The organism is Micromonospora trifolii, from assembly GCF_022229005.1.
In the GTDB taxonomy this organism is placed as follows: Bacteria; Actinomycetota; Actinomycetes; order Mycobacteriales; family Micromonosporaceae; genus Micromonospora; species Micromonospora trifolii.
On record NZ_JAKKFD010000003.1, the window covers coordinates 211,074 to 230,585 of the forward strand.

19 protein-coding genes are annotated in these 19,512 nt (G+C 71.5%); 11 read left to right on the forward strand and 8 right to left on the reverse strand.

Features of this window, described 5'->3' with window-relative positions:
• The first annotated feature begins 133 nt into the window (after positions 1-133).
• Positions 134-526 (forward strand): cytidine deaminase family protein, encoded by a 393-nt coding sequence (locus NIE79_RS03620; RefSeq protein ID WP_238677181.1) that lies wholly within the window; start codon positions 134-136, stop codon positions 524-526.
• Positions 527-538: 12 nt separating this feature from the next.
• On the opposite strand, the gene NIE79_RS03625 is transcribed toward NIE79_RS03620, so the two are convergent.
• Positions 539-898, reverse strand: coding sequence for a YciI family protein (locus NIE79_RS03625; RefSeq protein WP_238677182.1), 360 nt, complete (start codon positions 896-898; stop codon positions 539-541).
• 118 nt (positions 899-1,016) lie between these two features.
• On the opposite strand from NIE79_RS03625, the gene NIE79_RS03630 reads away from it, so the two are divergent.
• The 5 genes from NIE79_RS03630 to NIE79_RS03650 are packed head-to-tail and all read left to right on the forward strand — an operon-like array spanning position 1,017 to position 7,072.
• On the forward strand, positions 1,017-2,972 hold the full coding sequence (locus NIE79_RS03630; RefSeq protein WP_238677183.1) for a multicopper oxidase family protein: 1,956 nt from the start codon (positions 1,017-1,019) through the stop codon (positions 2,970-2,972).
• Between the two features lie 60 nt (positions 2,973-3,032).
• Positions 3,033-4,079: a FecCD family ABC transporter permease gene (locus NIE79_RS03635; RefSeq protein ID WP_238677184.1), complete on the forward strand. Its 1,047-nt coding sequence runs from the start codon at positions 3,033-3,035 to the stop codon at positions 4,077-4,079.
• Positions 4,076-5,149, forward strand: coding sequence for a FecCD family ABC transporter permease (locus NIE79_RS03640; RefSeq protein WP_238677185.1), 1,074 nt, complete (start codon positions 4,076-4,078; stop codon positions 5,147-5,149). Before NIE79_RS03635 ends, NIE79_RS03640 begins: the two co-directional genes overlap by 4 nt.
• A gap of 19 nt (positions 5,150-5,168) precedes the next feature.
• A complete protein-coding gene (locus NIE79_RS03645; protein ID WP_308193126.1) occupies positions 5,169-6,125 on the forward strand; it encodes an ABC transporter ATP-binding protein in 957 nt (318 codons plus the stop codon).
• Entirely contained in the window at positions 6,125-7,072 is a 948-nt protein-coding gene (locus NIE79_RS03650) for an ABC transporter substrate-binding protein (RefSeq protein WP_238677186.1), read from the forward strand. The genes NIE79_RS03645 and NIE79_RS03650 overlap by 1 nt, the downstream gene beginning before the upstream one ends.
• A 121-nt stretch (positions 7,073-7,193) precedes the next feature.
• On the opposite strand, the gene NIE79_RS03655 is transcribed toward NIE79_RS03650, so the two are convergent.
• Positions 7,194-8,096: an endonuclease domain-containing protein gene (locus NIE79_RS03655; RefSeq protein ID WP_238677187.1), complete on the reverse strand. Its 903-nt coding sequence runs from the start codon at positions 8,094-8,096 to the stop codon at positions 7,194-7,196.
• 242 nt (positions 8,097-8,338) lie between these two features.
• Entirely contained in the window at positions 8,339-8,983 is a 645-nt protein-coding gene (locus NIE79_RS03660; protein ID WP_091401551.1) for a hypothetical protein, read from the reverse strand.
• A 289-nt stretch (positions 8,984-9,272) separates the two neighbouring features.
• Here NIE79_RS03660 and NIE79_RS03665 point away from each other — a divergent pair, with 289 nt between their 5' ends.
• Positions 9,273-10,376, forward strand: a complete 1,104-nt coding sequence (locus tag NIE79_RS03665) for a hypothetical protein (protein ID WP_238677188.1) — start codon at positions 9,273-9,275, stop codon at positions 10,374-10,376.
• A gap of 177 nt (positions 10,377-10,553) precedes the next feature.
• Positions 10,554-11,642, forward strand: coding sequence for an acyltransferase family protein (locus NIE79_RS03670; protein ID WP_238677189.1), 1,089 nt, complete (start codon positions 10,554-10,556; stop codon positions 11,640-11,642).
• Here the strand turns inward: NIE79_RS03670 and NIE79_RS03675 are convergent.
• Both NIE79_RS03675 and trmB read right to left on the reverse strand, forming a co-directional pair.
• Positions 11,620-14,133, reverse strand: a complete 2,514-nt coding sequence (locus NIE79_RS03675) for a DEAD/DEAH box helicase (RefSeq protein ID WP_238677190.1) — start codon at positions 14,131-14,133, stop codon at positions 11,620-11,622. The two genes, NIE79_RS03670 and NIE79_RS03675, sit on opposite strands and share 23 nt — an antisense overlap.
• A gap of 112 nt (positions 14,134-14,245) precedes the next feature.
• A complete protein-coding gene (gene trmB, locus NIE79_RS03680) occupies positions 14,246-14,953 on the reverse strand; it encodes a tRNA (guanosine(46)-N7)-methyltransferase TrmB (RefSeq protein WP_372471403.1) in 708 nt (235 codons plus the stop codon).
• Between the two features lie 130 nt (positions 14,954-15,083).
• On the opposite strand from trmB, the gene NIE79_RS03685 reads away from it, so the two are divergent.
• Together NIE79_RS03685 and NIE79_RS03690 are read left to right on the forward strand one after the other, a co-directional pair.
• Positions 15,084-15,674 carry a hypothetical protein gene (locus tag NIE79_RS03685; RefSeq protein WP_238677275.1) on the forward strand — a complete coding sequence of 197 codons (591 nt, stop codon included), beginning with the start codon at positions 15,084-15,086 and terminating at the stop codon, positions 15,672-15,674.
• Positions 15,675-15,838: 164 nt separating this feature from the next.
• Positions 15,839-16,504 carry a class F sortase gene (locus tag NIE79_RS03690; RefSeq protein ID WP_238677191.1) on the forward strand — a complete coding sequence of 222 codons (666 nt, stop codon included), beginning with the start codon at positions 15,839-15,841 and terminating at the stop codon, positions 16,502-16,504.
• A 147-nt stretch (positions 16,505-16,651) separates the two neighbouring features.
• Here NIE79_RS03690 and NIE79_RS03695 read toward each other — a convergent pair whose 3' ends face one another.
• The gene (locus NIE79_RS03695) at positions 16,652-17,527 is read right to left on the reverse strand and encodes an alpha/beta fold hydrolase (protein WP_238677192.1); all 876 of its coding nucleotides are present in this window, start codon (positions 17,525-17,527) and stop codon (positions 16,652-16,654) included.
• 215 nt (positions 17,528-17,742) lie between these two features.
• Between NIE79_RS03695 and NIE79_RS03700 the strand changes: the two genes are divergently transcribed.
• Entirely contained in the window at positions 17,743-18,288 is a 546-nt protein-coding gene (locus tag NIE79_RS03700) for a YfbM family protein (protein WP_238677193.1), read from the forward strand.
• A 76-nt stretch (positions 18,289-18,364) separates the two neighbouring features.
• On the opposite strand, the gene NIE79_RS03705 is transcribed toward NIE79_RS03700, so the two are convergent.
• Both NIE79_RS03705 and NIE79_RS03710 read right to left on the reverse strand, forming a co-directional pair.
• Entirely contained in the window at positions 18,365-18,682 is a 318-nt protein-coding gene (locus NIE79_RS03705; protein ID WP_238677194.1) for an antibiotic biosynthesis monooxygenase family protein, read from the reverse strand.
• Positions 18,683-18,699: 17 nt separating this feature from the next.
• Positions 18,700-19,497, reverse strand: coding sequence for an exodeoxyribonuclease III (locus tag NIE79_RS03710; RefSeq protein WP_238677195.1), 798 nt, complete (start codon positions 19,495-19,497; stop codon positions 18,700-18,702).
• Positions 19,498-19,512 lie beyond the last annotated feature (15 nt).

Consider the following 19,512-nt stretch of genomic DNA (forward strand, 5'->3'; position numbering starts at 1 on the left):
AGGATAGGCAGCCCGGCGGCGCACCGCCCCTGGGTTACCGAGCGGACGGCTCCGTGAAGGCCACCTCCCGTCCCGGGACGGCCACCAGCGGGCCCTAGAGTTGGCGGCCGACGTCGAGTGCTGGGGGAGCCGGATGGAGATGCGCGACACCGACCGCGCGTTGGTGCAGGCCGCCACGGCGGTCTCCAAGCTGCGCTGTCGCAGCCAGCACCACACCGTCGCGTCAGCGGCCCGGACCGCGGACGGGCGGGTCTTCACCGGCGTGAACGTCCAGCACGCCGCCGGAGGGGCCTGTGCCGAACTGGTCGTGATCGGCACAGCCGCCACCCAGGGTGTCACAGCTCTGGAGACGATCGTCACTGTCGCCGACCGTGGGCGCGAGGTCGTCGCACCCTGTGACGGGTGCCGGCAGGTGCTGCGGGACTACTTCCCGGAACTGCTGGTGATCGTCGGCCCGATGGACGCGCTGCGGGTGGTCCCGCTCGGTGAGTTGCCGGCGCAGACCGGCAGCGGCTCGGCCGGCTGACCGGGCCCGGCGTCAGTCCCCGGAGGCCGCCTCCAGCATCGACTGCGGCACCGGCACGCTCTCGAACCGCAGGTTGCCCTCCGGGAGCAGCCACGACGTGACCCGCGCCACCAGGCGACCGGCCCGCACGGCGGGGTCGTTGGCGAAGAGCGCGCGTGCCTCGTCCGGGGCGATGGACAGCACCACGAAGCCCCGTAGCTGCTCGTCGTCGGGGTGCAGGAACGGTCCGGCAGCGAGCACCAGCCCCTGCTGCACGAGGCCCGCCTGGTGGGCCAGGTGCGCGTCCCGCAACCGGTCGATCGCGTCCTGCGGCAGCTCCGGCGGATCCGACGGCCGGGTCAGCAGGACGGCCGTGTGCTGGTCGAATCGCATGTCCACACCCTATGGCGCGAATCTTCCTCTTCTGGGTGTCATCTGCTATCTGTCCGTCCTGTCATCGTCTGCGAATCTCATTCTCAAATCAGGTTCGCTGCGATCGGGAGGGTGCGGCATGGTCACCAGACGTCAGTTGCTCGCGGCCAGTGCCGCCGGTGGTGCCGCGGTTCTGGTCCCGGCGGGCGGGGCGGCGGGCCGAGCGCTCGCTGCGGCGGCACCGTTGGACGCGGGCGAGATCCCGAAGTACGTCGTGCCGCTGCGGATCCCACCGGCCATGCCGGCGGTGGCGACCGGCCCGGAGCGAGACGAGTACGTCATCGCGGTACGCCAGTTTCGCCAGCAGATCCTGCCGCCGTCATGGCCGCGCACCACAGTGTGGGGTTACGGCTCCACCGCCCACCCCGGCAGCTTCGGCTACCCGGCGCCCACGATCATGGCGCGGGTCGGCCGTCCGGTACGGGTGACCTGGGTCAACCAGCTCGTCGACGGCCGGGGCGACTACCTGCCGCACCTGCTCCCGGTGGACCCCACCCTGCACTGGGCCAACCCGCCGGGCGGACCGGCGGGCCGGGACCGGCACGGTCACTGGGACGGCGACCCACTGGGGTACCGCGGCCCGGTGCCCCAGGTGGTGCACCTGCACGGTGGGCACAGCACGCAGGAGAGCGACGGACACTCCGAGGCGTGGTACCTGCCGGTGGCCCGGGACCTACCGTCCGACTTCGCCGTGACCGGCAGCACATACCGGGAGTTCCGGTCCCGCTTCGCCGAGGGTTCCGGCCTGCGCTGGGCGCCGGGTTCGGCCACCTTCGAGTACGCGAACGACCAGCGCTCCTGCACCCTCTGGTACCACGACCACTCGTTGGGGCTCACCCGCGAGAACGTCTACGCCGGACCGGCCGGGTTCTACCTGCTCGGCGGCGGGGACGATTTGCCCGACGGCGTACTGCCCGGCCCGACGCCGGCTCGCAACGATCCGCCGAACGTCCGCTACCACGACATTCCGCTGCTGATCCAGGACCGCAGCTTCACCGCGGACGGCGACCTGCTCTACCCGGACGCGCGCTCGTCGCACGGCGACGTGCCACCGCTCTGGACGTCCGGGTTCTCCGGCTCGGCCATCGTGGTCAACGGCCGCACCTGGCCCACATTGACCGTCCAGCGTCGGCGTTACCGGTTCCGCCTGCTCAACGGCTGCAACAGCCGATTCCTGCTGCTCAGCGTGGCCGCCCACGCCACCGCGCGACCGGCCCGGCCGGTGCTGCCGATCTGGCAGATCGGCAGCGACGGCGGTCTCCTGCCCGAGGCGGTGCCGCACGAGCGGGTGACCCTCGGCCCGGCCCAGCGGGTCGACGCGATCGTCGACTTCACCGACGTGCCGGCCGGCACTGAGCTGTACCTCGTCAACGAGGGACCGGACCGGGCCTACGCCGGCGGTCGGCCCGGGGTGGACTTCGACCCCGCCGATCCGCACACCACCGGACAGGTGCTGCGCTTCGTGGTCACCGACGCGGCCGGCGCGGATTCGAGCGTGCCACCGGAGCAGCTGCGGCTGCCGTCACACAGTCGGCTCGGCCCGGCCCAGCGGGTACGCCGGTTGTCGCTCAACGAGCGGAGGTCCGGCGGCTCGATGATCATGCTGCTCGGCGTCCTCGACGAGCGGGGCCGGGGCCTGCCGTTGCGCTGGAGCGACCCGGTGACCGAGCAGCCCACCCTCGGCGACACCGAGGTGTGGGAGGTGCGCAACTTCACCCGGCACGTGCATCCGGTCCACCTGCACCAGGTCCAGTTCGAGCTGCTCGGCCGGGGACACTCGGGCCGGTCGCGGCCGGGCCCGGGGGACCGGGGGAGGCTGGACACGGTGCTCGCGTACCCATGGGAGGTGACCCGGATCAAGGCGCACTTCGACCTGCCGGGTCGGTACGCCTGGCACTGCCACCTGCTGGAGCATGAGGACAACGAGATGATGCGGCCGCTGAACGTCCTACCGCGCGGTGGCGCGGCGGCCGGGGACGGCGGCTCCCCGAGCGGGGCGGTGGAACCCGAGACGGTATCGACAGACGCCGGTTAGTCCCATTTCCGCAGCTCGGCTAAGGTTAGGCGAACCTAAGCGTGAACGTGCAGGAGACTCGTGACCACCCTCGCCACCCGGCCGACCCCGGCCCGCAACCGGTCCGGCACCCGTACCGGCCGCCGGGTGGCCGTCACCGTCGTGGCCGCGCTGGTGCTGCTGCTCACAGTGCTGGCCAGCTTCGCCCTCGGCAGCCGACAACTCGGCGTCGACCAGGTCTGGCACGCGCTCGTCGCGCCGGACGGCGGCGACGCCAGCACCATCGTCCGTGAGCTGCGGATGCCCCGGACCGCGCTCGGCCTCGCTGTCGGGCTCGCACTCGCCGTGGCCGGGGTGTTGTTCCAGGCGCTCACCCGCAATCCCCTCGCCGAGCCGCGCATCCTCGGCATCAGCGCGGGCGCGTCGTTCGGGGTGGTGCTCGCGATCTCCGTCTTCGGCGTCGGCACGCTCGCCGGGTACGTCTGGTTCGGCATCGCCGGAGCCCTGATCGCCGGGCTGCTGGTCTTCGCCATCGCCACCCGCGCCCGTGAGGGCGCCAGCCCGGTCACCCTCGCGCTGGTGGGCGCGGCGCTCGACGCCAGCCTGGCCTCCGGGGTGTACGCGCTGCTCAGCATCGACGCCCGCACCTTCGAGGAGTACCGCTTCTGGGTGGTCGGCGGGCTGGCCGGCCGGGACCTGTCGGTCGCCGCGCAGGTGCTGCCGTTCGTCCTCGTCGGGTTGGTGCTGGCCGCCCTGGTGGCCCGGGGCCTGGACGCGTTGGCCCTCGGCGACGACGTGGCCCGTGGCCTCGGCCACCGGATCGGCCTGGTCCGCCTCGGTGGTGGCCTCGCCGCCGTGCTGCTGACCGGCGCCGCGGTGGCCGCCGCCGGACCTGTCGCGTTCGTCGGGTTGGCCGTTCCGCACCTGGCGCGCGCCCTGGTCGGCGCGGACCACCGCTGGACCCTCGCCGTCTCCGCCCTGCTCGGGCCGGCGCTGCTGCTCGCCGCCGACATCGTCGGTCGGCTCGTCGCCCCGCCCGGCGAGATCCCGGCCGGGATCGTCACCGCGCTGATCGGCGCGCCACTGCTGGCCGTGCTGGTCCGCCGCGCCCGGGTGGTGACCGCGTGACCACCACCCTGCACCCAGACTCGCCTCGTGCCGACGCGGCGCGGCTGCCCGGGCGGTCGCTGCTGCGGATCGGCCCGGTCAGCCTGGTGATCCGCCGCCGCGCGGTACTGGTGGCCGCCGTGCTGACCGTGCTGCTTCTCCTGGCCGTCGTGCTCAGCCTCTCGCTGGGTACCCCGTACGTCGCCCCGGCCGACGTGCTGCGCGCACTATCCGGCACCGGCACCCCGTACGACCTCGTGGTCTTTGATCTTCGGCTGCCGCGGGTCGTGCTGGCGGCCGTGGCCGGCGCCGCCTTCGGCGTGGCCGGCACGCTGATTCAGAGCGTGGCCCGCAACCCACTCGCCAGCCCGGACGTCATCGGCATCACCCAGGGCGCCGGCCTCGCCGCGACTGTGGCTCTGACCAGCGGAATGGCCGCGGCGCTGGTGGCACCCACAGCGCTGGTGGGCGGGCTGCTCGCGGCGGTCCTGCTGTTCGCCCTCGGCGCCCGGCACGGGCTGGCCGCGCAGCGGTTCGTGCTCGCCGGGGTGGCGGTCGCGTTCGGCTTCCGGGCGCTCACCGAGGTGGTCATGCTCACCGCCGACCCGATCGACGGGCTGCGCGCGCAGATCTGGCTGATCGGCACCCTGGCCGGCAAGGGCTGGACCGAGGCCGCCTGGATCGCCGGCACACTGCTGGTGCTGCTGCCGGTGCTGGCCTGGGCCGGCTGGGCGCTGAACAGCACCGCCCTCGACGACGACACCGCCCGGGGCGTCGGGCTGCGCCCGGTGGCCCGCCGGATCGGCCTCGCCGGCACCGGCGTACTCGTCGCCGCGATGGTCACCGCCCAGGTCGGCGCCGTCGACTTCGTGGCGCTGGTCGCCCCGCAGGTGGCCCGACGACTGGTACGCGCCGAACGGCCGCCGCTGGTCTGCGCGGCGCTGCTCGGCGCCCTCCTGCTGGTGCTGGCCGATTTGGCCGGCCGGCGGCTGTTCGCACCCACCCAACTACCCGCCGGTGTGCTGACCGCAGCGATCGGCGGCCCGTACCTGATCTTCCTGCTGCTGCGCGGCCGGCGGCGGTCGTCGTGACGCCACAAGGAGTCGAGTGATGCTCTCCACCCGCGACCTGGTCGCCGGCTACGACGAGCGGACCGTGCTCGACGGGCTCGACCTCGACCTGCCCACCGACGCGTTCACAGTGATCGTCGGACCCAACGCGTGCGGCAAGTCCACACTGCTGCGCACGATGGCCCGGCTGCTCACCCCCCGCCGAGGCACTGTGCTGCTGGACGGCACCGCCATCCGCGACCTGCCGACCCGGGAGGTCGCCCGCCGCCTCGGCGTCCTGCCGCAGAGCCCGCTGGTGCCCGAGGGCGTCACTGTGGCGGACCTGGTCGGGCGCGGCCGGCAGCCCTACCAGCGGTGGTGGCGGCAGTGGTCGTCGGAGGACGGCGCGGCGGTGGACCAGGCGATGGCCCTCGCCGACGTCACCGACCTGGCCGACCGGCCGGTGGACAGCCTCTCCGGCGGTCAACGGCAACGAGTGTGGATCGCCATGACACTCGCCCAGGACACCGACGCCCTGCTGCTGGACGAGCCGACCACGTTCCTCGACCTGGCCCACCAGGTGGAGGTGCTGGACCTCCTGCACCGGCTGCGCTCCGAGCGGGGCCGCACAGTGGTCGCCGTGCTGCACGACCTGAACCAGGCCGCCCGCTACGCCGACCACCTGGTCGCCATGCGCGCCGGCGCCGTGGTCGCCGCCGGACCACCCCGGGAGATCCTCACCGCCGACCTGGTCCGCGACGTCTTCGGGCTGGCCTGCGTGGTAGTGCCCTGCCCGGTGACCGGCGCCCCACTGGTGGTGCCCTCCTACACCGGCGGCAACGCTCCGGCTCCCGGTGCCGCGTCGGGTGGCCGGGTCGCCTCGCCGGGTGGCCCGGTCGATGCTGCCGCTGGCGCGGAAGACCCCGATTCGTCGACGGCGTCCGTACCGGACGCCCGACCCTCCACCGGCGACGCGGCCAACCCGCTCGCCGGCTCGCACCCCTCGAAAGGACTCTGATGCGTCGTCTCGTCGCAGCTCTCGCCGCGGCCGTCGCCCTCGGTGCCGGCCTCACCGCCTGCGGTGAGAGCGACCCGGTCGCCGGCTCCACCACCGGGGAGACCCGGGAGATCACCCACGCCATGGGCACCACAAAGGTCCCGGCCGAACCCAAGCGCGTCGTCGTGCTCGACACCGACAAGATCGACACGGCGCTGTCGCTGGGCATCACGCCCGTCGGCGCGGCCACCGCCGGTGAGGCGAAGAGCTGGCCCACGTACTTCGGCGCGGACAAGCTCGCCGGCATCAAGGAGGTCGGGGTGCTCACCGAGCCCGACCTGGAGGCGATCAACGCGCTGAAGCCGGACCTCATCCTCGGCAGCAAGTTCCGCCAGGAGAAGTTCTACGACGAGCTGGCCGCCATCGCACCGACCGTGTTCACCGACAAGGTGGGCATCACCTGGAAGGACAACCTCCTCCTCGACGGCAAGGCGCTCGGCCGCGAGCAGCAGGCCAAGGATCTGCTCGCCACGTACGAGAAGCGGGCCAAGGACTTCGGCGCGACGCTCGGCGACGCCGCCGCGCGCAAGGTCTCCATCGTGCGGTTCCTGCCCGGCAACATCCGGGTGTACGGCCCGGACTCGTTCTCCGGCATCGTCATCGGCGACACCGGCCTGGGCCGCCCCGAGCGGCAGCTGCTCGCCAACAAGGAGGACAAGCGCTTCGACCTGGTCAGCCCCGAGCGGATCAACGAGGTCGACGGTGACGTCATCTTCGTGACCGCGTACGGCGACAAGGCCGCCGCCGAGCAGACCAAGGTCGCCGGCGGGACGCTGTGGAAGGGGCTCGGTGCGGTCAAGGCCGGCAAGGCGTACCCCGTCTCCGACGAGGTCTGGATGACCGGCATCGGCGTCGGCGCCGCCAACAAGATCCTCGACGACCTGACCAAGTACCTCCCCGCAGCCTGACACCCCACCGCCGCCATGCGTCAGCGCACCCCGTGCGCGGCTCATGATCGTGCTCGATCCAGGAAGTAGTGGCCTCCCTGGACGGGGAGGCCACTACTTCCATGTTCGAGCACGATCATCGTCACCGGGGGGAGCGCGAGCGTGCCCGCAGGGCGGCTCGGACCTCGGCGAGGAACCCGTCGAAGTCGTCCCGGAGGCGCTTGGCGGTCAGGTGCAGCACGATCCAGTCGCCGCCGAGCAGTCGGTTGAGGCGTTGGCGGTCCCGATGGAACTGCTCGGGGTCGTCGTGCCAGAGTCCGTCGTACTCCACTGCGACCTTGAACTGCGGCCAGGCCAGGTCCAGGCGGGCCACGAATCGGCCCTGATCGGCCACGACCCACTGCGTCTCCGGCCTCGGCAGGCCGGCGAGCACGAGCCGCACCCGGGCGCGGGACTCCTGAGGAGACTCCGCACCCGCGTCGGCCAGGTCGACAGCGCGTAGCAGCGACCGCCAGCCGCGTCGACCGGCCCGGCTCAGCGCGTACTCGCGCAAGGCGGGCGCGGTGGTCAGTCGACTGGCCAGCATGGCGTCGATGACGACCACCGCCTCGATCACGTCGAGCCAACGGGCCAGGTCCCAGCAGGTACGTGCCGGGCTGGTCACAGTGATCCCGGCCCTTTCCACGGTGTCGCCGGAGTCGATCTCTGCGTGGTGGACCCGGATGCCGGTGGTCGGGCCGGTACGGGTGGCGGCGGGAACGAGGACGTCGACCGGCTCACTCGCGATCGGCCTCGCGCAGCCGAACAGGCCGGCGGCAGCGCGCCCCGCGATCGCCGCACCGGGCGGAACCAGCCAGCGTCCAACGGCGGCGCATCTGATGGGGTGGGTGACTGTGACCTCGGCATCGGCGTAGACGTCGCGGAAGAGCGGTCGCCACGCCGAGCTGCGTAGGTCATTGCGGGTCAGTAGGCCTCGCGAGACGGCGGTCGAGCCACGGAAGACGCGACCCCGCAACTGCGGCGGCCGACGAGGAACTTTCGGCATGGGCCCCAGGCTGGCCGAACCCCTCCGCGTCACGCTGCCCCTGTGGATAACCGCCGTCGCCACACCGTCGCCGATGCGCGCCGTTATCCCCAAGATCGCGCTCGAACATGGATGTAGTGGCCTCCCAACAGGCGGAGGCCACTACATCCTGGATCGAGCGCGATCTTGCCAGGCAGGCGCGTGGAGCGGGTGGGGCGGGTGGAGCGGGTGGAGCGCGGAGGCCGTGGAGAGTGGGGGCGGGGTTAGGCGGCGGTGGACCAGATGGCGCGGAAGGCGGCGGCTTCGCCGGAGAGCCATCGTTCGATCTGGTCGGGCTTGGCGTCGGTGGGCATGCGGTGGGCCAGGCCGCGGCGGACGTCGACAAGGACCGGCTCAGCGTGCGGGAGCACCGCGTCCATGTGTCGGGCCATCAGGTGCAGGGTGGCGAGCACCGATTCCTCACTCGGTGGGGCCTCGTCGAAGTGCAGGCGGACCGCTTCGGCGCGGCCGTCGGCGTGGCGTACCCCGAAGTGGGGGTTGATCTTGACGGGCAGGTCGCCCAGCATGGCCAGGGCATCGCGGGTCTGGGCGAGATCGACGGCGGCCGGCTCGCCGAGGGAGTGCAGCCAGGTCGTGGCGCCGGGGACGAGCGCCTGGTAGAGCGGGCGCCATCGTGGCTTGACGATGTCGGCCACCCCGGCCAGGTGGGTGCCGCCGGTGTGGAAGGCGATGTCGGCCTTGAGTGCCTTGACGAACTGGCCGTGCGGGTTGAAGCCGGACCGGCTGGCGCGCTGCTTGCGCAGCCCGCCGACGAAGGTCGCCTTGGTGGGGCCGGTGCGGTCGACGTAGCGGGTGAAACCGAGCAGTGTCGCGTAGGGGGTGAGGGGCGTGGAGGCGGGCGCGGTCACGGGCGTCCTCCCAGGTCAGGATCTTGATTAGTACATACATTCTAATCGACAGGTCTGACATTGCCCAGCGCGGTTGAGGGGTCGACCACCTCTTGGTCGCCGGGACGATTTGCCCGGTTGGCCGAGTGTCGCGGGCCGCCGTCGATAGGTCGTCGCCGATAGCATCTGCCCGGGCTCACCGGCCGTTCCTGCCTCGGAGTGACTCGGCGTAGGGGCACCCGTCTTCGCCGTCAGGGCGTCGCGCCGGCCGGGTCGATCCAGTCCGGCTCACCTCAGTGCAGGAGCGCCCATGATCAATATCCGATCGTGGCCACGGCGAGTGCTTGCCGCCCTCGGAGCGGTTGTGGTCAGCCTCGCCGGGACGCTGGTCTTCATGACCCCGGCGAACGCGGATTATCCGGGTTTCAGCATCAATCACGAGGTGCGGTGCACGGCCGACGGCACCTACCAGATCCGCTGGACCGTCCTTGCCGAGACGCCTACCACCGACGCGACGCGATACCGGTTCGTCAAGGTGGAGGTGATTCCGGCCGACACCAGCATCGACCCCATCGCTGCCAGCCCCGAGGGCGTCTTTCCGCACTCCCTCGGCGAGCCGGTGATCGGCAGTCAGAGCCTGCCCGGCACCACCACCTACGCCGACCTGATCGTGTGGGTGCAGTGGGACGACGGCTACGTCGAGACGTCCGGCTTCTCCGGCGGCGTTCCGCTCGACGGCAGGTGCGGGCAGCCGCCCACCGATCCGACGGCCACCTTCCAGTCCCGGTGCGACGGCAGCGCGCTGGTCGACCTGGCGAACCCGCCCGCTGGGCGGGCGGTCGACCTGGTGGTCAAGACCTTGCCCGGGAGCTTCTCACGAACCGTCTCCGTGGCCCCGGGGCAGACGGTGAAGGGCATCGTGGTTCCCCGAGGGTTCGACGTCCTGTCGGTGACCGTCGCGGGCGAGCGGGAGTCGTTCGCAACGTACTCCTGGGCCTTCGATCCCAGTCACTGCGTCGTCCCGGACATCCGCGCCCGCTCCACCTGCGACGAGTTGGTCATCGTGGTGTCGGTTCCGGATGTCGGCCTGTACCTGTTCGTCACCTTCGATCCCAACCGCGGCCCGGAGCAGCGACGAACCATCGTCAGCGGCACCACAGTCGACGTCTCCTTCCCGGCCGTCGCGGGGCTGGCTGTCACGCTGCGCTCGGACGAGTTCGACCCGCAGGTCACGCGCCTGAATGGTCCGTACCGGTGGGAGCGGCCGGCGGGTTGCGCCGACGGCGGGGGAGGCGGCCTGCCGGTGACCGGTCAGTCGACCGGCGGCGTGGTCGCTGGCGCGGGCCTGCTGCTGGGCGTGGGTGCGACGTTGTTCGTCCTGGCCCGTCGTCGCCGGATCTGGTTCACCGTCTGACACCCCCGGCCTGCCGGTTGGGCGAGCTGGCTGATCAGAGGAACAGCCGCCCGGGGGGCGGGACGCTCCCTGACTCGCGTTCGCAATGCCGGGAACTTTGTCCTACTTGCGGCGTTATTGTGCGTTGTGGTCATCGGTGCGGCGTCCAGGGTCGTCATTCCTGGCAGGGGTACGGCGGTGCGGACCGTCCAGTCCGCCGACCCCGCTGCTGACCGTGACCGCTACCTGGATCTGTTGCGGACGATCGCCCTGGTCCGCGTCGTGCTCTTCCACGTCACCGGCTGGATCTGGCTGAGCCTGCTGGTGCCGGCGATGGGTCTGATGTTCGGCATCGCCGGTTCGTTGATGGCGGCTTCACTCGACCGGCACGGTCCGTCGGCGGTGCGCCGGCGGCTGCGCCGGCTGCTGTTGCCGTACTGGGCGTTCGGCGCGATCGCACTGGCGGTGCTCTCGGTCGGGTGGCGGCCGCTGCCGAGTGGCGTGGCTGGCTGGGCTGAACTGCTCTGGTGGGCGCTACCCCTGCGGGTGCCGCCGGTGGGTGGGCAGTCCTGGGCCTGGGTGTTCCACGTCGGGCTCTGGTACGTCGTCACCTATCTGTGGTTGGTGCTGCTCTCCCCGGTGCTGCTGCGGCTGTTCCGCCGCTGGCCCTGGCCCAGCATCGGTGTCGCCACCGCGCTGCCGGTCGGGATGCACCTCGGCGGTGTGCACGCCGGCTACTTCGTCGCCGCCTACCTGTCCTGCTGGCTGATGGGCTTCGCCCACCACGACCGGTTGCTGCACCGCGTCCCGTGGCGCTGGTACGGCTGCCTCGTGGCCGGCCTCGCCGGGGTGGGCGGCACCTGGGTGGTGGCCGCCATGGTGACCGGCCGGGCCGTCGACCTCAACCACATCGCGGGTGGCACCACACTGTGGTCGATGGCCCTCGTCGCCGTGCTGCTGAGGGTGCAGCCCCGGTTCGCCGGCCGGGTGCCGGTGGGCGGCCTGCTCCGGGTGGTCAACGCCCGAGCGGTCACCATCTACCTGTGGCACATCCCGGCCAGCCTCGGGATGTTCCTGCTGCTCGCGCCGGTGCTGCAGTACAACTCGGTGGCCTCGATCGCGCTGCGACTGACCGGGGTGTGCCTACTGACCGCCGGGGCGGTGCTGCTGTTCGGCTGGATCGAGGACGTGGCCGCCCGGCGTACCCCGGCGCTTTTCCGCCCCGGGCCCGTTGGCCCCCGACGGTCCGTCGGGGGCAGGCACGTCAGAGCTGGCCGACGTCGGTGATTCGCACGACCGCCGCACCGACCTCGTCCGAGGCCACCAGGTCGATCTCGGCGCTGATGCCCCAGTCGTGGTCGCCGTTGGGGTCGTCGAAGCTCTGGCGGACGGTCCACCGTTCCCGCCCCTGCTCGATCATGAGCAGCGCCGGACCGCGGGCGTCCGGCCCGACGCCGATCGAGTCGTACTCCTCGAAGTACGGCGCGAGCGCGTCGGCCCACGCGTCGTAGTCCCAGCCGTCCTCGGCGTCCAACTCGGCGAGCAGGTCCCAGCGGCGTAGCGCGGCCAGTTCGACGCGGCGGAACAGCGCGTTGCGCACCAGTACCCGGAACGCCCGCGCGTTGCGGGTCACCGCCGGCGGCCGATCGGTCAGGGCGGCGTGCGCCTGGGCCACCTCGGCCACGTCGGACGGGTTGCGCAGTCGCTCCCACTCGTCGATGAGACTGGAGTCGACCTGGCGGACCAGCTCGCCCAGCCACTCGATGAGGTCGATCAGTTCCTCGGTCTTGGCGTCCTCGGGCACGGTCTGGCGCAGCGTCTTGTACGCGTCGGCCAGGTAGCGCAGGACGAGACCTTCCGAGCGGGTCAGCCCGTAGAACTGCACGTACTCGGTGAAGGTCATGGCCCGCTCGTACATGTCCCGGACGACGGCCTTGGGGGAGAGCTGGTGGTCGGCGACCCAGGGGTGCCCCTGCCGGTACATCTCGTACGCGGCCTCCAGCAGCTCGGCCAGGGGCTTCGGGTGGGTCACCTCGTCGAGCAGCTCGATGCGCGCCTCGTACTCGATGCCCTCGGCCTTCATGGCGGCGACCGCCTCGCCGCGCGCCTTGAACTGCTGCGCGGAGAGGATCTGTCGGGGGTCGTCGAGGATCGACTCGATGACGCTCAGCACGTCGAGCGCGTACGACGGCGACTCGGCGTCGAGCAGCTCGATGGTGGCCAGCGCGAGGGGGGAGAGCGGCTGGTTGAGGGCGAAGTCGAGCTGGAGGTCGACGGTGAGTCGGATCCGCCGGCCGGTCTCGTCCGGCTCGGGCAGCTCCTCGACGACCCCGCCGGCCCGCAGAGCCCGGTAGATCGCGATCGCCCGGCGGATGTGCCGGCGCTGCGCGGTGGGCTCCTCGTGGTTGTCGGTGAGCAGGTGCCGCATCGCTGTGAACGCGTCCCCGGGCCGGCCGATGACGTTGAGCAGCATCGAGTGGCTGACCTGGAAGCTGGAGGTCAGTGGCTCCGGCTCGGCGTCGACGAGCCGGTCGAAGGTGGGCTGGCCCCAGCCGATCGAGCCCTCCGGCGGCTTCTTGCGCACCACCTTGCGCCGCTTCTTCGGGTCGTCACCGGCCTTCGCGAGGGCCTTCTCGTTGTCGATGACGTGCTCCGGGGCCTGCACCACGACCCGGCCGATGGTGTCGTAGCCGGCCCGGCCGGCCCGCCCGGCGATCTGGTGGAACTCCCGGTTCTTGAGCAGTCGGGTACGGACCCCGTCGTACTTGGACAGCCCGGTGAACAGCACGGTGCGGATCGGCACGTTGATGCCGACGCCGAGGGTGTCGGTGCCGCAGATGACCTTCAGCAGCCCGGCCTGGGCGAGGGTCTCCACCAGGCGGCGGTACTTGGGCAGCATGCCGGCGTGGTGCACGCCGATGCCGTGCCGGACCAGCCGGGAGAGCGTCTTGCCGAAGCCGGCGGTGAACCGGAAACCGCCGATCGCCTCGGCGATCATGTCCTTCTCGGCCCGGGTGCAGACGTTGACGCTGGTCAGCGCCTGGGCGCGTTCCAGCGCGGCGGCCTGGGTGAAGTGCACCACGTACACCGGGGCCTGCTTGGTCTCCAGCAGTTCCTCAAGCGTCTCGTGCAGTGGCGTCATCGCGTACGAGAAGATGAGCGGGACCGGCCGCTCCGCCGTGCGGACGACGGCCGTGGGCCGCCCGGTGCGCCGGGTCAGGTCGTCGACGAAGCGGGTGGTGTCCCCCAGCGTGGCGGACATCAGGATGAACTGGGCCTGCGGCAGCTCGATGATCGGCACCTGCCACGCCCAGCCCCGGTCGGGCTCGGCGTAGAAGTGGAACTCGTCCATGATCACCTGGCCGACGTCGGCCTTCGTGCCCTCGCGCAGCGCCAGGTTCGCCAGGATCTCAGCCGTGCAGCAGATGATCGGGGCGTCGGCGTTGACGCTGGCGTCGCCGGTGAGCATGCCGACGTTCTCGGCGCCGAAGACCTCGCAGAGAGCGAAGAACTTCTCCGACACCAACGCCTTGATCGGCGCGGTGTAGAAGGTCGTCCGGCTGTCGGCGAGGGCCGCGAAGTGCGCGGCGATCGCCACCAGGCTCTTGCCCGAGCCGGTGGGCGTATTCATGATCAGGTTGGCGCCGGAGACGATCTCGATGACCGCCTCTTCCTGATGGGGGTAGAGGTCGAGGCCGCGCTCCTTCGCCCAGCCGGCGAACGCGTCGAAGAGGGTGTCGGGGTCGGCGCTTGTCGGCAGCGCGGCGGTGAGCGTCATAGCCTGTCCATGGTGCCTGGATCATGCCCCGGTACGCCAACCCGGCCCGCACCGGACCCCCGTCCGGGCGTCCCGAACGCGCCGCCATGTTCCGGTTCGGGTGTTTCGCCGCTCACCGTCGGCGGTAGAGCAGGTCGGCGACCGGCCGATCGGCAGTGATCGCCCGCCGCTCGAACTTCGTCACCGGGCGGTGCGCCGGACGCGGCGCGAAGCCGCCGTACGCGTCCACCAGCTCCGGGTCGGCCTCCAGGGTCTCCCGCATCGCCTCGGCGTACTCGGCCCAGTCGGTCGCGCAGTGCAGCATGCCGCCGGAGCGCAGCCGGGACCGCAGCAGCGCCACGTGCGCCGGCTGGATGATCCGCCGCTTGTGGTGGCGGGACTTCGGCCACGGGTCCGGAAAGAAGACGTGCACCGCGTCCAGCACGCCCTCGGGCAAGCCGCTGACCAGGGACAACGCGTCACCCTCCGCCACCCGCACATTGCGCAGGCCACCGCGCTCCACGAGGTGGAGCAGGTTGGCGATTCCCGGCGTGTGCACCTCGACCGCCAGATAATCTCGATCCGGGTCGGCGGCAGCCATCGCAGCGGTGGTGTCGCCCATGCCCGAGCCGATCTCCAGCACCACGGGCGCCCGGCGACCGAACAGGTCGGCCAGGTCGACGGGCACCACAGGGCCGTCCGGCACATCCAGGCCGTACGCGGGCCAGAGCCGGCTCAGCGCGTCGGTCTGCCGGTCGCTCATCCGACCCCGGCGGGGGTGGAACGTGCGGATCGTCCGGCTCACGGGCGGGACGGCGGGGTCATGGTCGGTGGCGGTCACAGCGAACCGAGCGTACGCGACGCCGCCGGCGGATCGGGTGTGATGTGCGACCGGAAATGAGAGGATCCAACTGGTACGGCAGGTCGGGTGCTCCACTGCCCGGCCGGGCCGCACGGCGTCGAGAGGGGGCATCGTGACAGTGACCCGCGGCGTCGTGACCCTGTCCCTGGTTGCAGTGCTCGCCGGCCCCCTGCTGGCCGCCACGCCCGCTCTCGCGGCGCCCCAGCCTGCCGCCGTCGCCTTCGCGCCCGCACCGCAGCCGGAAGGGCCGCCCGGTTCAGCGCCTCAACCGACGCCGGCGGTGGACATCTTCGTCGAGGTGAGCCCCAGCACTGTGCAGCCCGGCTACCTGGTCGGCATCCGGGCCAGTTGTCGCGACAACTCGGTGGGCGCCACAGTGGTCTCGGACGCGTTCGGGGCGGTCGGTGTGCAGCCACAGCGCGGGGTGCTCACCGCCGCGCCGATGGTCCGCGAGCGCACCCGCCCCGGCAACTACCGGGTCAAGCTGGAGTGCCGCGACGGCGAGACCGCCTCGACGATGCTTCAGGTGGTCAAGAAGGTCCCCGTCCAACCCAGCCGTGGTCCGGCGACCGGCTTCGGTGGGAGCACCGGCGGGATGACCGGAAAGCTGCTGCTGCCCGGCGGCGCGGCACTGATCATCACCGGGCTGATCGTCGCCGTGATGGCGTTGCGCCGCCCCCGAGCCGCCACGCGTCGCTGAGGCCCGCCATGACGATCTTCCGCCCCACGCCGCCTCCGGCAGGTGCGCGCCCGCCAAGTCCCCATCGCCCGCCACATCTCCAGCGCCCGCCGGATCCCGATCGCCCGCCGGATCCCGATCGCCCGCCGGATCCCGATCGCCCGCCGGATCCCGATCGCCCGTCGGTGGCCGCGCGTCCGCCGACCGCCGTCGCACCCCGGCGTAGTCGCCCCTCCGGCCGCAGCCCCTGGTCCGTACCGTTGGCTGTGGTGTTGGTGTTGGCCGGGGTCTTCGCCACCGGGGCGGGGCTGGGCCGTTCGGTCGGCCCGTTCGACCTGGCCCCGACCGGCGGTGACCGACCGGCCCGCAGTGCGTCGGTCGGCTTGTCCGCCAGTCGCCCGGTGCGGCTCTCGGTGCCGGCGATCAAGGTGACCGCGCCGGTGGCACCCGTCGGGCAGGCGCGCGACGGCTCAATCGCCGTACCGCCGTTGGAGCGGCACAACGAGACCGGCTGGTACGACCGGGGGCCCACCCCCGGTGAGCCTGGCCCGGCGGTGATCGTCGGGCACGTGGACACGAAGACCGGCCCGTCGGTCTTCTACGACCTGGGCAAGTTGCACCCCGGCGACCTGATCGAGGTGGCCCGGGCGGACGAGTCGGTGGTGGTGTTCCGGGTCGACACCGTGGAGCACTTCCCGAAGGACCAGTTGCCCGCCGAGCGGATCTACGGCAACGACGGGCCACCCGGGCTGCGGTTGATCACCTGCGGTGGGCAGTTCATCGGGGGCCGCACCGGCTACGCCGACAACGTCATCGCCTTCGCCACCCTGCAGTCCTCCCGCAAGTCCTGAGACCGACTCCGGCTGGCCCACCGGCGCCCGGCGGAGTTTGATCGACTCGGGTTCATTGAAGTCGCGGTATCGGGCCGACCGGGACACCCCGATTTCCTTGAACCCGAGTGGATCACGTCGGCGGCGGGCGCCGGCCCAGCGTCGGCGTCAGTCCAGGAAGGCCAGAAGCTGGCGGGTGGTCTCGTCGGGAGCCTCCTCCGGGATGAAGTGCCCGACCGGGACCGGCTCGCCGCGCACGTCGTCGGCCCATTCCCGCCAGATCGCGAGCGGGTCGTCGTAGAGCTTCGCGACCTGGCCGTGTTGGCTCCAGAGGAACAGCACCGGGCAGGTGATCTTCCGTTTGCCGCGATCCGCCTCGTCCTGCTGGTAGTCGAGCGTCGCGGCGGCGCGGAACTCCTCGCAGATCGCGTGCACGGTGGCGGGGTCGCTGAACTGCTTGACGTACGCCGCCCGGACCTCGGCGGGGAAGGCGTCCTTCACCTTGGGCCAGGTGTCGAGCATGAAGTCGACGAGCACCGCGGGCGCCGCCTTGATGAACTGCTCAGGCACCGGCGCTGGTGCCGCCAGGAAGGACCAGACCCAGTAGGAGAGGCTGAACGTCTTGTCGGCGCGGTTGTAGACGTCGCCGATGGGCACCACGTCCATCACTGCCAGCCGGGTGACGGCGTCGGGTTCGTCCAGCGCGAGACGGTAGGCGCAGCGGGCCCCACGATCGTGGCCGACGACTCGGAACTGTTCGTGGCCCAGACTCCGCATCACGGCGACCTGGTCGCGGGCGATGGCGCGCATGCCGTACGGCTCGTGATCCGGACTGCTCGGCGGCTTGCCGCTGTCGCCCCAGCCCCGCAGGTCGGTGGCGACGACCGTGTAGTTCTCGGCGAGCCGTGGCGCGACCTGGTGCCACATGAGGTGCGTCTCGGGGATGCCGTGCAGCAGCAGAACGGGCGGCCCGCTTCCGCCTCGGCGCCCGTGGATGGTCGCGCCGGGTGTCTCGATGTCGAATTCCTCGAATCCGTCGAACACGGCCGGGATCCCCCGCGACTGCCTGGATTGCCGGTGCCGACGTGGTGCCGGGCGCGGCAATGGTGGTTGATGGCCTGGCAGCCTCGATCCTGCCGGCCCGCTACGACGGACGCTATCAGCGCGAACCGCCTCCCGCCTGGGGTTCAATCGTGCACAGGATCCTGGCCGGCATCATGGCGCGGCGTGGTGGCGAGATATTCGAAAGGTGATGTTCGGTGAGCATGCTCGGTGACTTCGCGCGGCTCGACCCCGAGACGTTCGCGCGGCTCCGAGACACCCCCATCGAGGCCTACCGTCAGCTCACTACCTTGCCCGATGCGAGCAGGCTGAACCTGGACTCGGCGGATGCACGACTGACCGACCTGATGAATGCTGCGCATTTCCCGATCAACCCCATCCCGGCCGGATCGCCCTATCCCGATGAGCGCACCGCCTGGGGTGCGGAGGGCGATTCTCGATGCTTGGCGGTCGACGAGGTCACTCAGGCGGCCCGGCACCTGAGTCGGACCCCGTTCAACGTCCTCAAACCCCACCTGCGGCAGGTGCTCGAGGCGGAGGAGGGGGTCTTGGTCGATCTTGACCCCGGTTCTCCTCGCTACCTGGAGCCGCTGTGGCCTGCGGAGGTCAGGGCCTGGTCAAGATCGTGCTCGAACCAGGATGTAGTGGCCTCGCGCTGCGAGGAGGGAACTACATCCAGGATCGAGCACGATCAAGGCGCTGGCTGCCGCTCCATATCCGCATCGAGGCCCCGACGAGCCTGAACGCCCCGACCCATCGAGGCTCGGCAAAGGTCGGGGCGGGGACTTCGTCCGCGTCTGCGAGGCTGGCGGCAGGTGGCTAGGGCTGGGGGACGTGCAGCGCGACCTCGAACTCCAGCAGGCTGGCGCCGGTGGAGACCGGGGGACGGGGCTTGTCGCCGGGGGCGGGGGCGTGGGCGGCGCGCGAGGGACCGGCGGCCCACGCCTGGAACGCTTCTTCGTTCTCCCACTTCGTGTAGACGAAGTAGCGGGTCTCACCGGCCACCGGGCGGAGGAGTTCGAAGCCGAGGAAACCGGGGGAGTTCTCCACAGTGCCGGCCCGGGCGGCGAACCGCTTCTCCAGCTCCGCGCCGCCACCGGGCGGGACGTCGATTGCGTTGATCTTCACGACTGCCATCTGCCCACCCTAGCCACTCAGAACGCCTCGACCGCCGGGACCAGGTCCGCGTCGACCACGATCGGCGCGTGGTCGGAGGGGCCCTTGCCCTTGCGGGCCTCCCGGTCCACGTACGCGGAGCGGACCGCTCGGGCGAACGGCGCTGACGCGTACACCAGGTCGATCCTCATGCCCTTGTTCTGGTGGAACATGCCGGCCCGGTAGTCCCAGTAGGTGAAGGGGTGCGGGCCCTTCATCGGGGTCGGCACGACGTCGCTGAGGCCCAGGTCGCGGAGCGCCGTGAGGGCTGCCCGCTCGGCCGGGGTGACGTGCGTGGAGTGGGTGAAGACCGCCGGGTCCCAGACGTCGGCGTCGGTCGGGGCGACGTTGAAGTCACCGCAGACCGCCAGCGGCAACCCGCTGCCCAGTTCGGCGTCCAGCGCGTCGCGCAGCGCCGCGAACCAGGCCAACTTGTACGCGTAGTGCGGGTCGTCCGGCGTCCGGCCGTTGGGCACGTACACCGACCAGACCCGCACCCCGTCGCAGGTGGCGGAGATGGCCCGGGCCTCGGGCTCGGGGAAGCCGGGTTCGTCGGCGAACCCGACCCGGACGTCGCCCAGCCCGACCCGGGACAGGATGGCCACCCCGTTCCACCGGCCGTCGCTGTGGCTGGCCACGGTGTAGCCCAGCTCGCCGACCTCGGTCACCGGGAAGGCGCCGTCCGGGCATTTCGTCTCCTGCAGGCAGACGACGTCCGGCCCGGTGTCGGCCAGCCACTCCAGCAGCCGGGGTAGGCGGGCCTTCACCGAGTTGACGTTCCAGGTCGCCAGGCGCATGCCCCCAGCCTGCCG

Bases quoted from the DNA above. Each gene is read 5' to 3' on its own strand.
- NIE79_RS03665 (WP_238677188.1), top strand. From the start codon at position 9,273: ATGATCAATATCCGATCGTGGCCACGGCGAGTGCTTGCCGCCCTCGGA.
- NIE79_RS03625 (WP_238677182.1), bottom strand. From the start codon at position 898: ATGCGATTCGACCAGCACACGGCCGTCCTGCTGACCCGGCCGTCGGAT.
- NIE79_RS03655 (WP_238677187.1), bottom strand. From the start codon at position 8,096: ATGCCGAAAGTTCCTCGTCGGCCGCCGCAGTTGCGGGGTCGCGTCTTC.
- NIE79_RS03630 (WP_238677183.1), top strand. From the start codon at position 1,017: ATGGTCACCAGACGTCAGTTGCTCGCGGCCAGTGCCGCCGGTGGTGCC.
- NIE79_RS03675 (WP_238677190.1), bottom strand. From the start codon at position 14,133: ATGACGCTCACCGCCGCGCTGCCGACAAGCGCCGACCCCGACACCCTC.
- NIE79_RS03705 (WP_238677194.1), bottom strand. From the start codon at position 18,682: ATGGCAGTCGTGAAGATCAACGCAATCGACGTCCCGCCCGGTGGCGGC.
- NIE79_RS03710 (WP_238677195.1), bottom strand. From the start codon at position 19,497: ATGCGCCTGGCGACCTGGAACGTCAACTCGGTGAAGGCCCGCCTACCC.
- NIE79_RS03650 (WP_238677186.1), top strand. From the start codon at position 6,125: ATGCGTCGTCTCGTCGCAGCTCTCGCCGCGGCCGTCGCCCTCGGTGCC.
- NIE79_RS03620 (WP_238677181.1), top strand. From the start codon at position 134: ATGGAGATGCGCGACACCGACCGCGCGTTGGTGCAGGCCGCCACGGCG.
- NIE79_RS03645 (WP_308193126.1), top strand. From the start codon at position 5,169: ATGCTCTCCACCCGCGACCTGGTCGCCGGCTACGACGAGCGGACCGTG.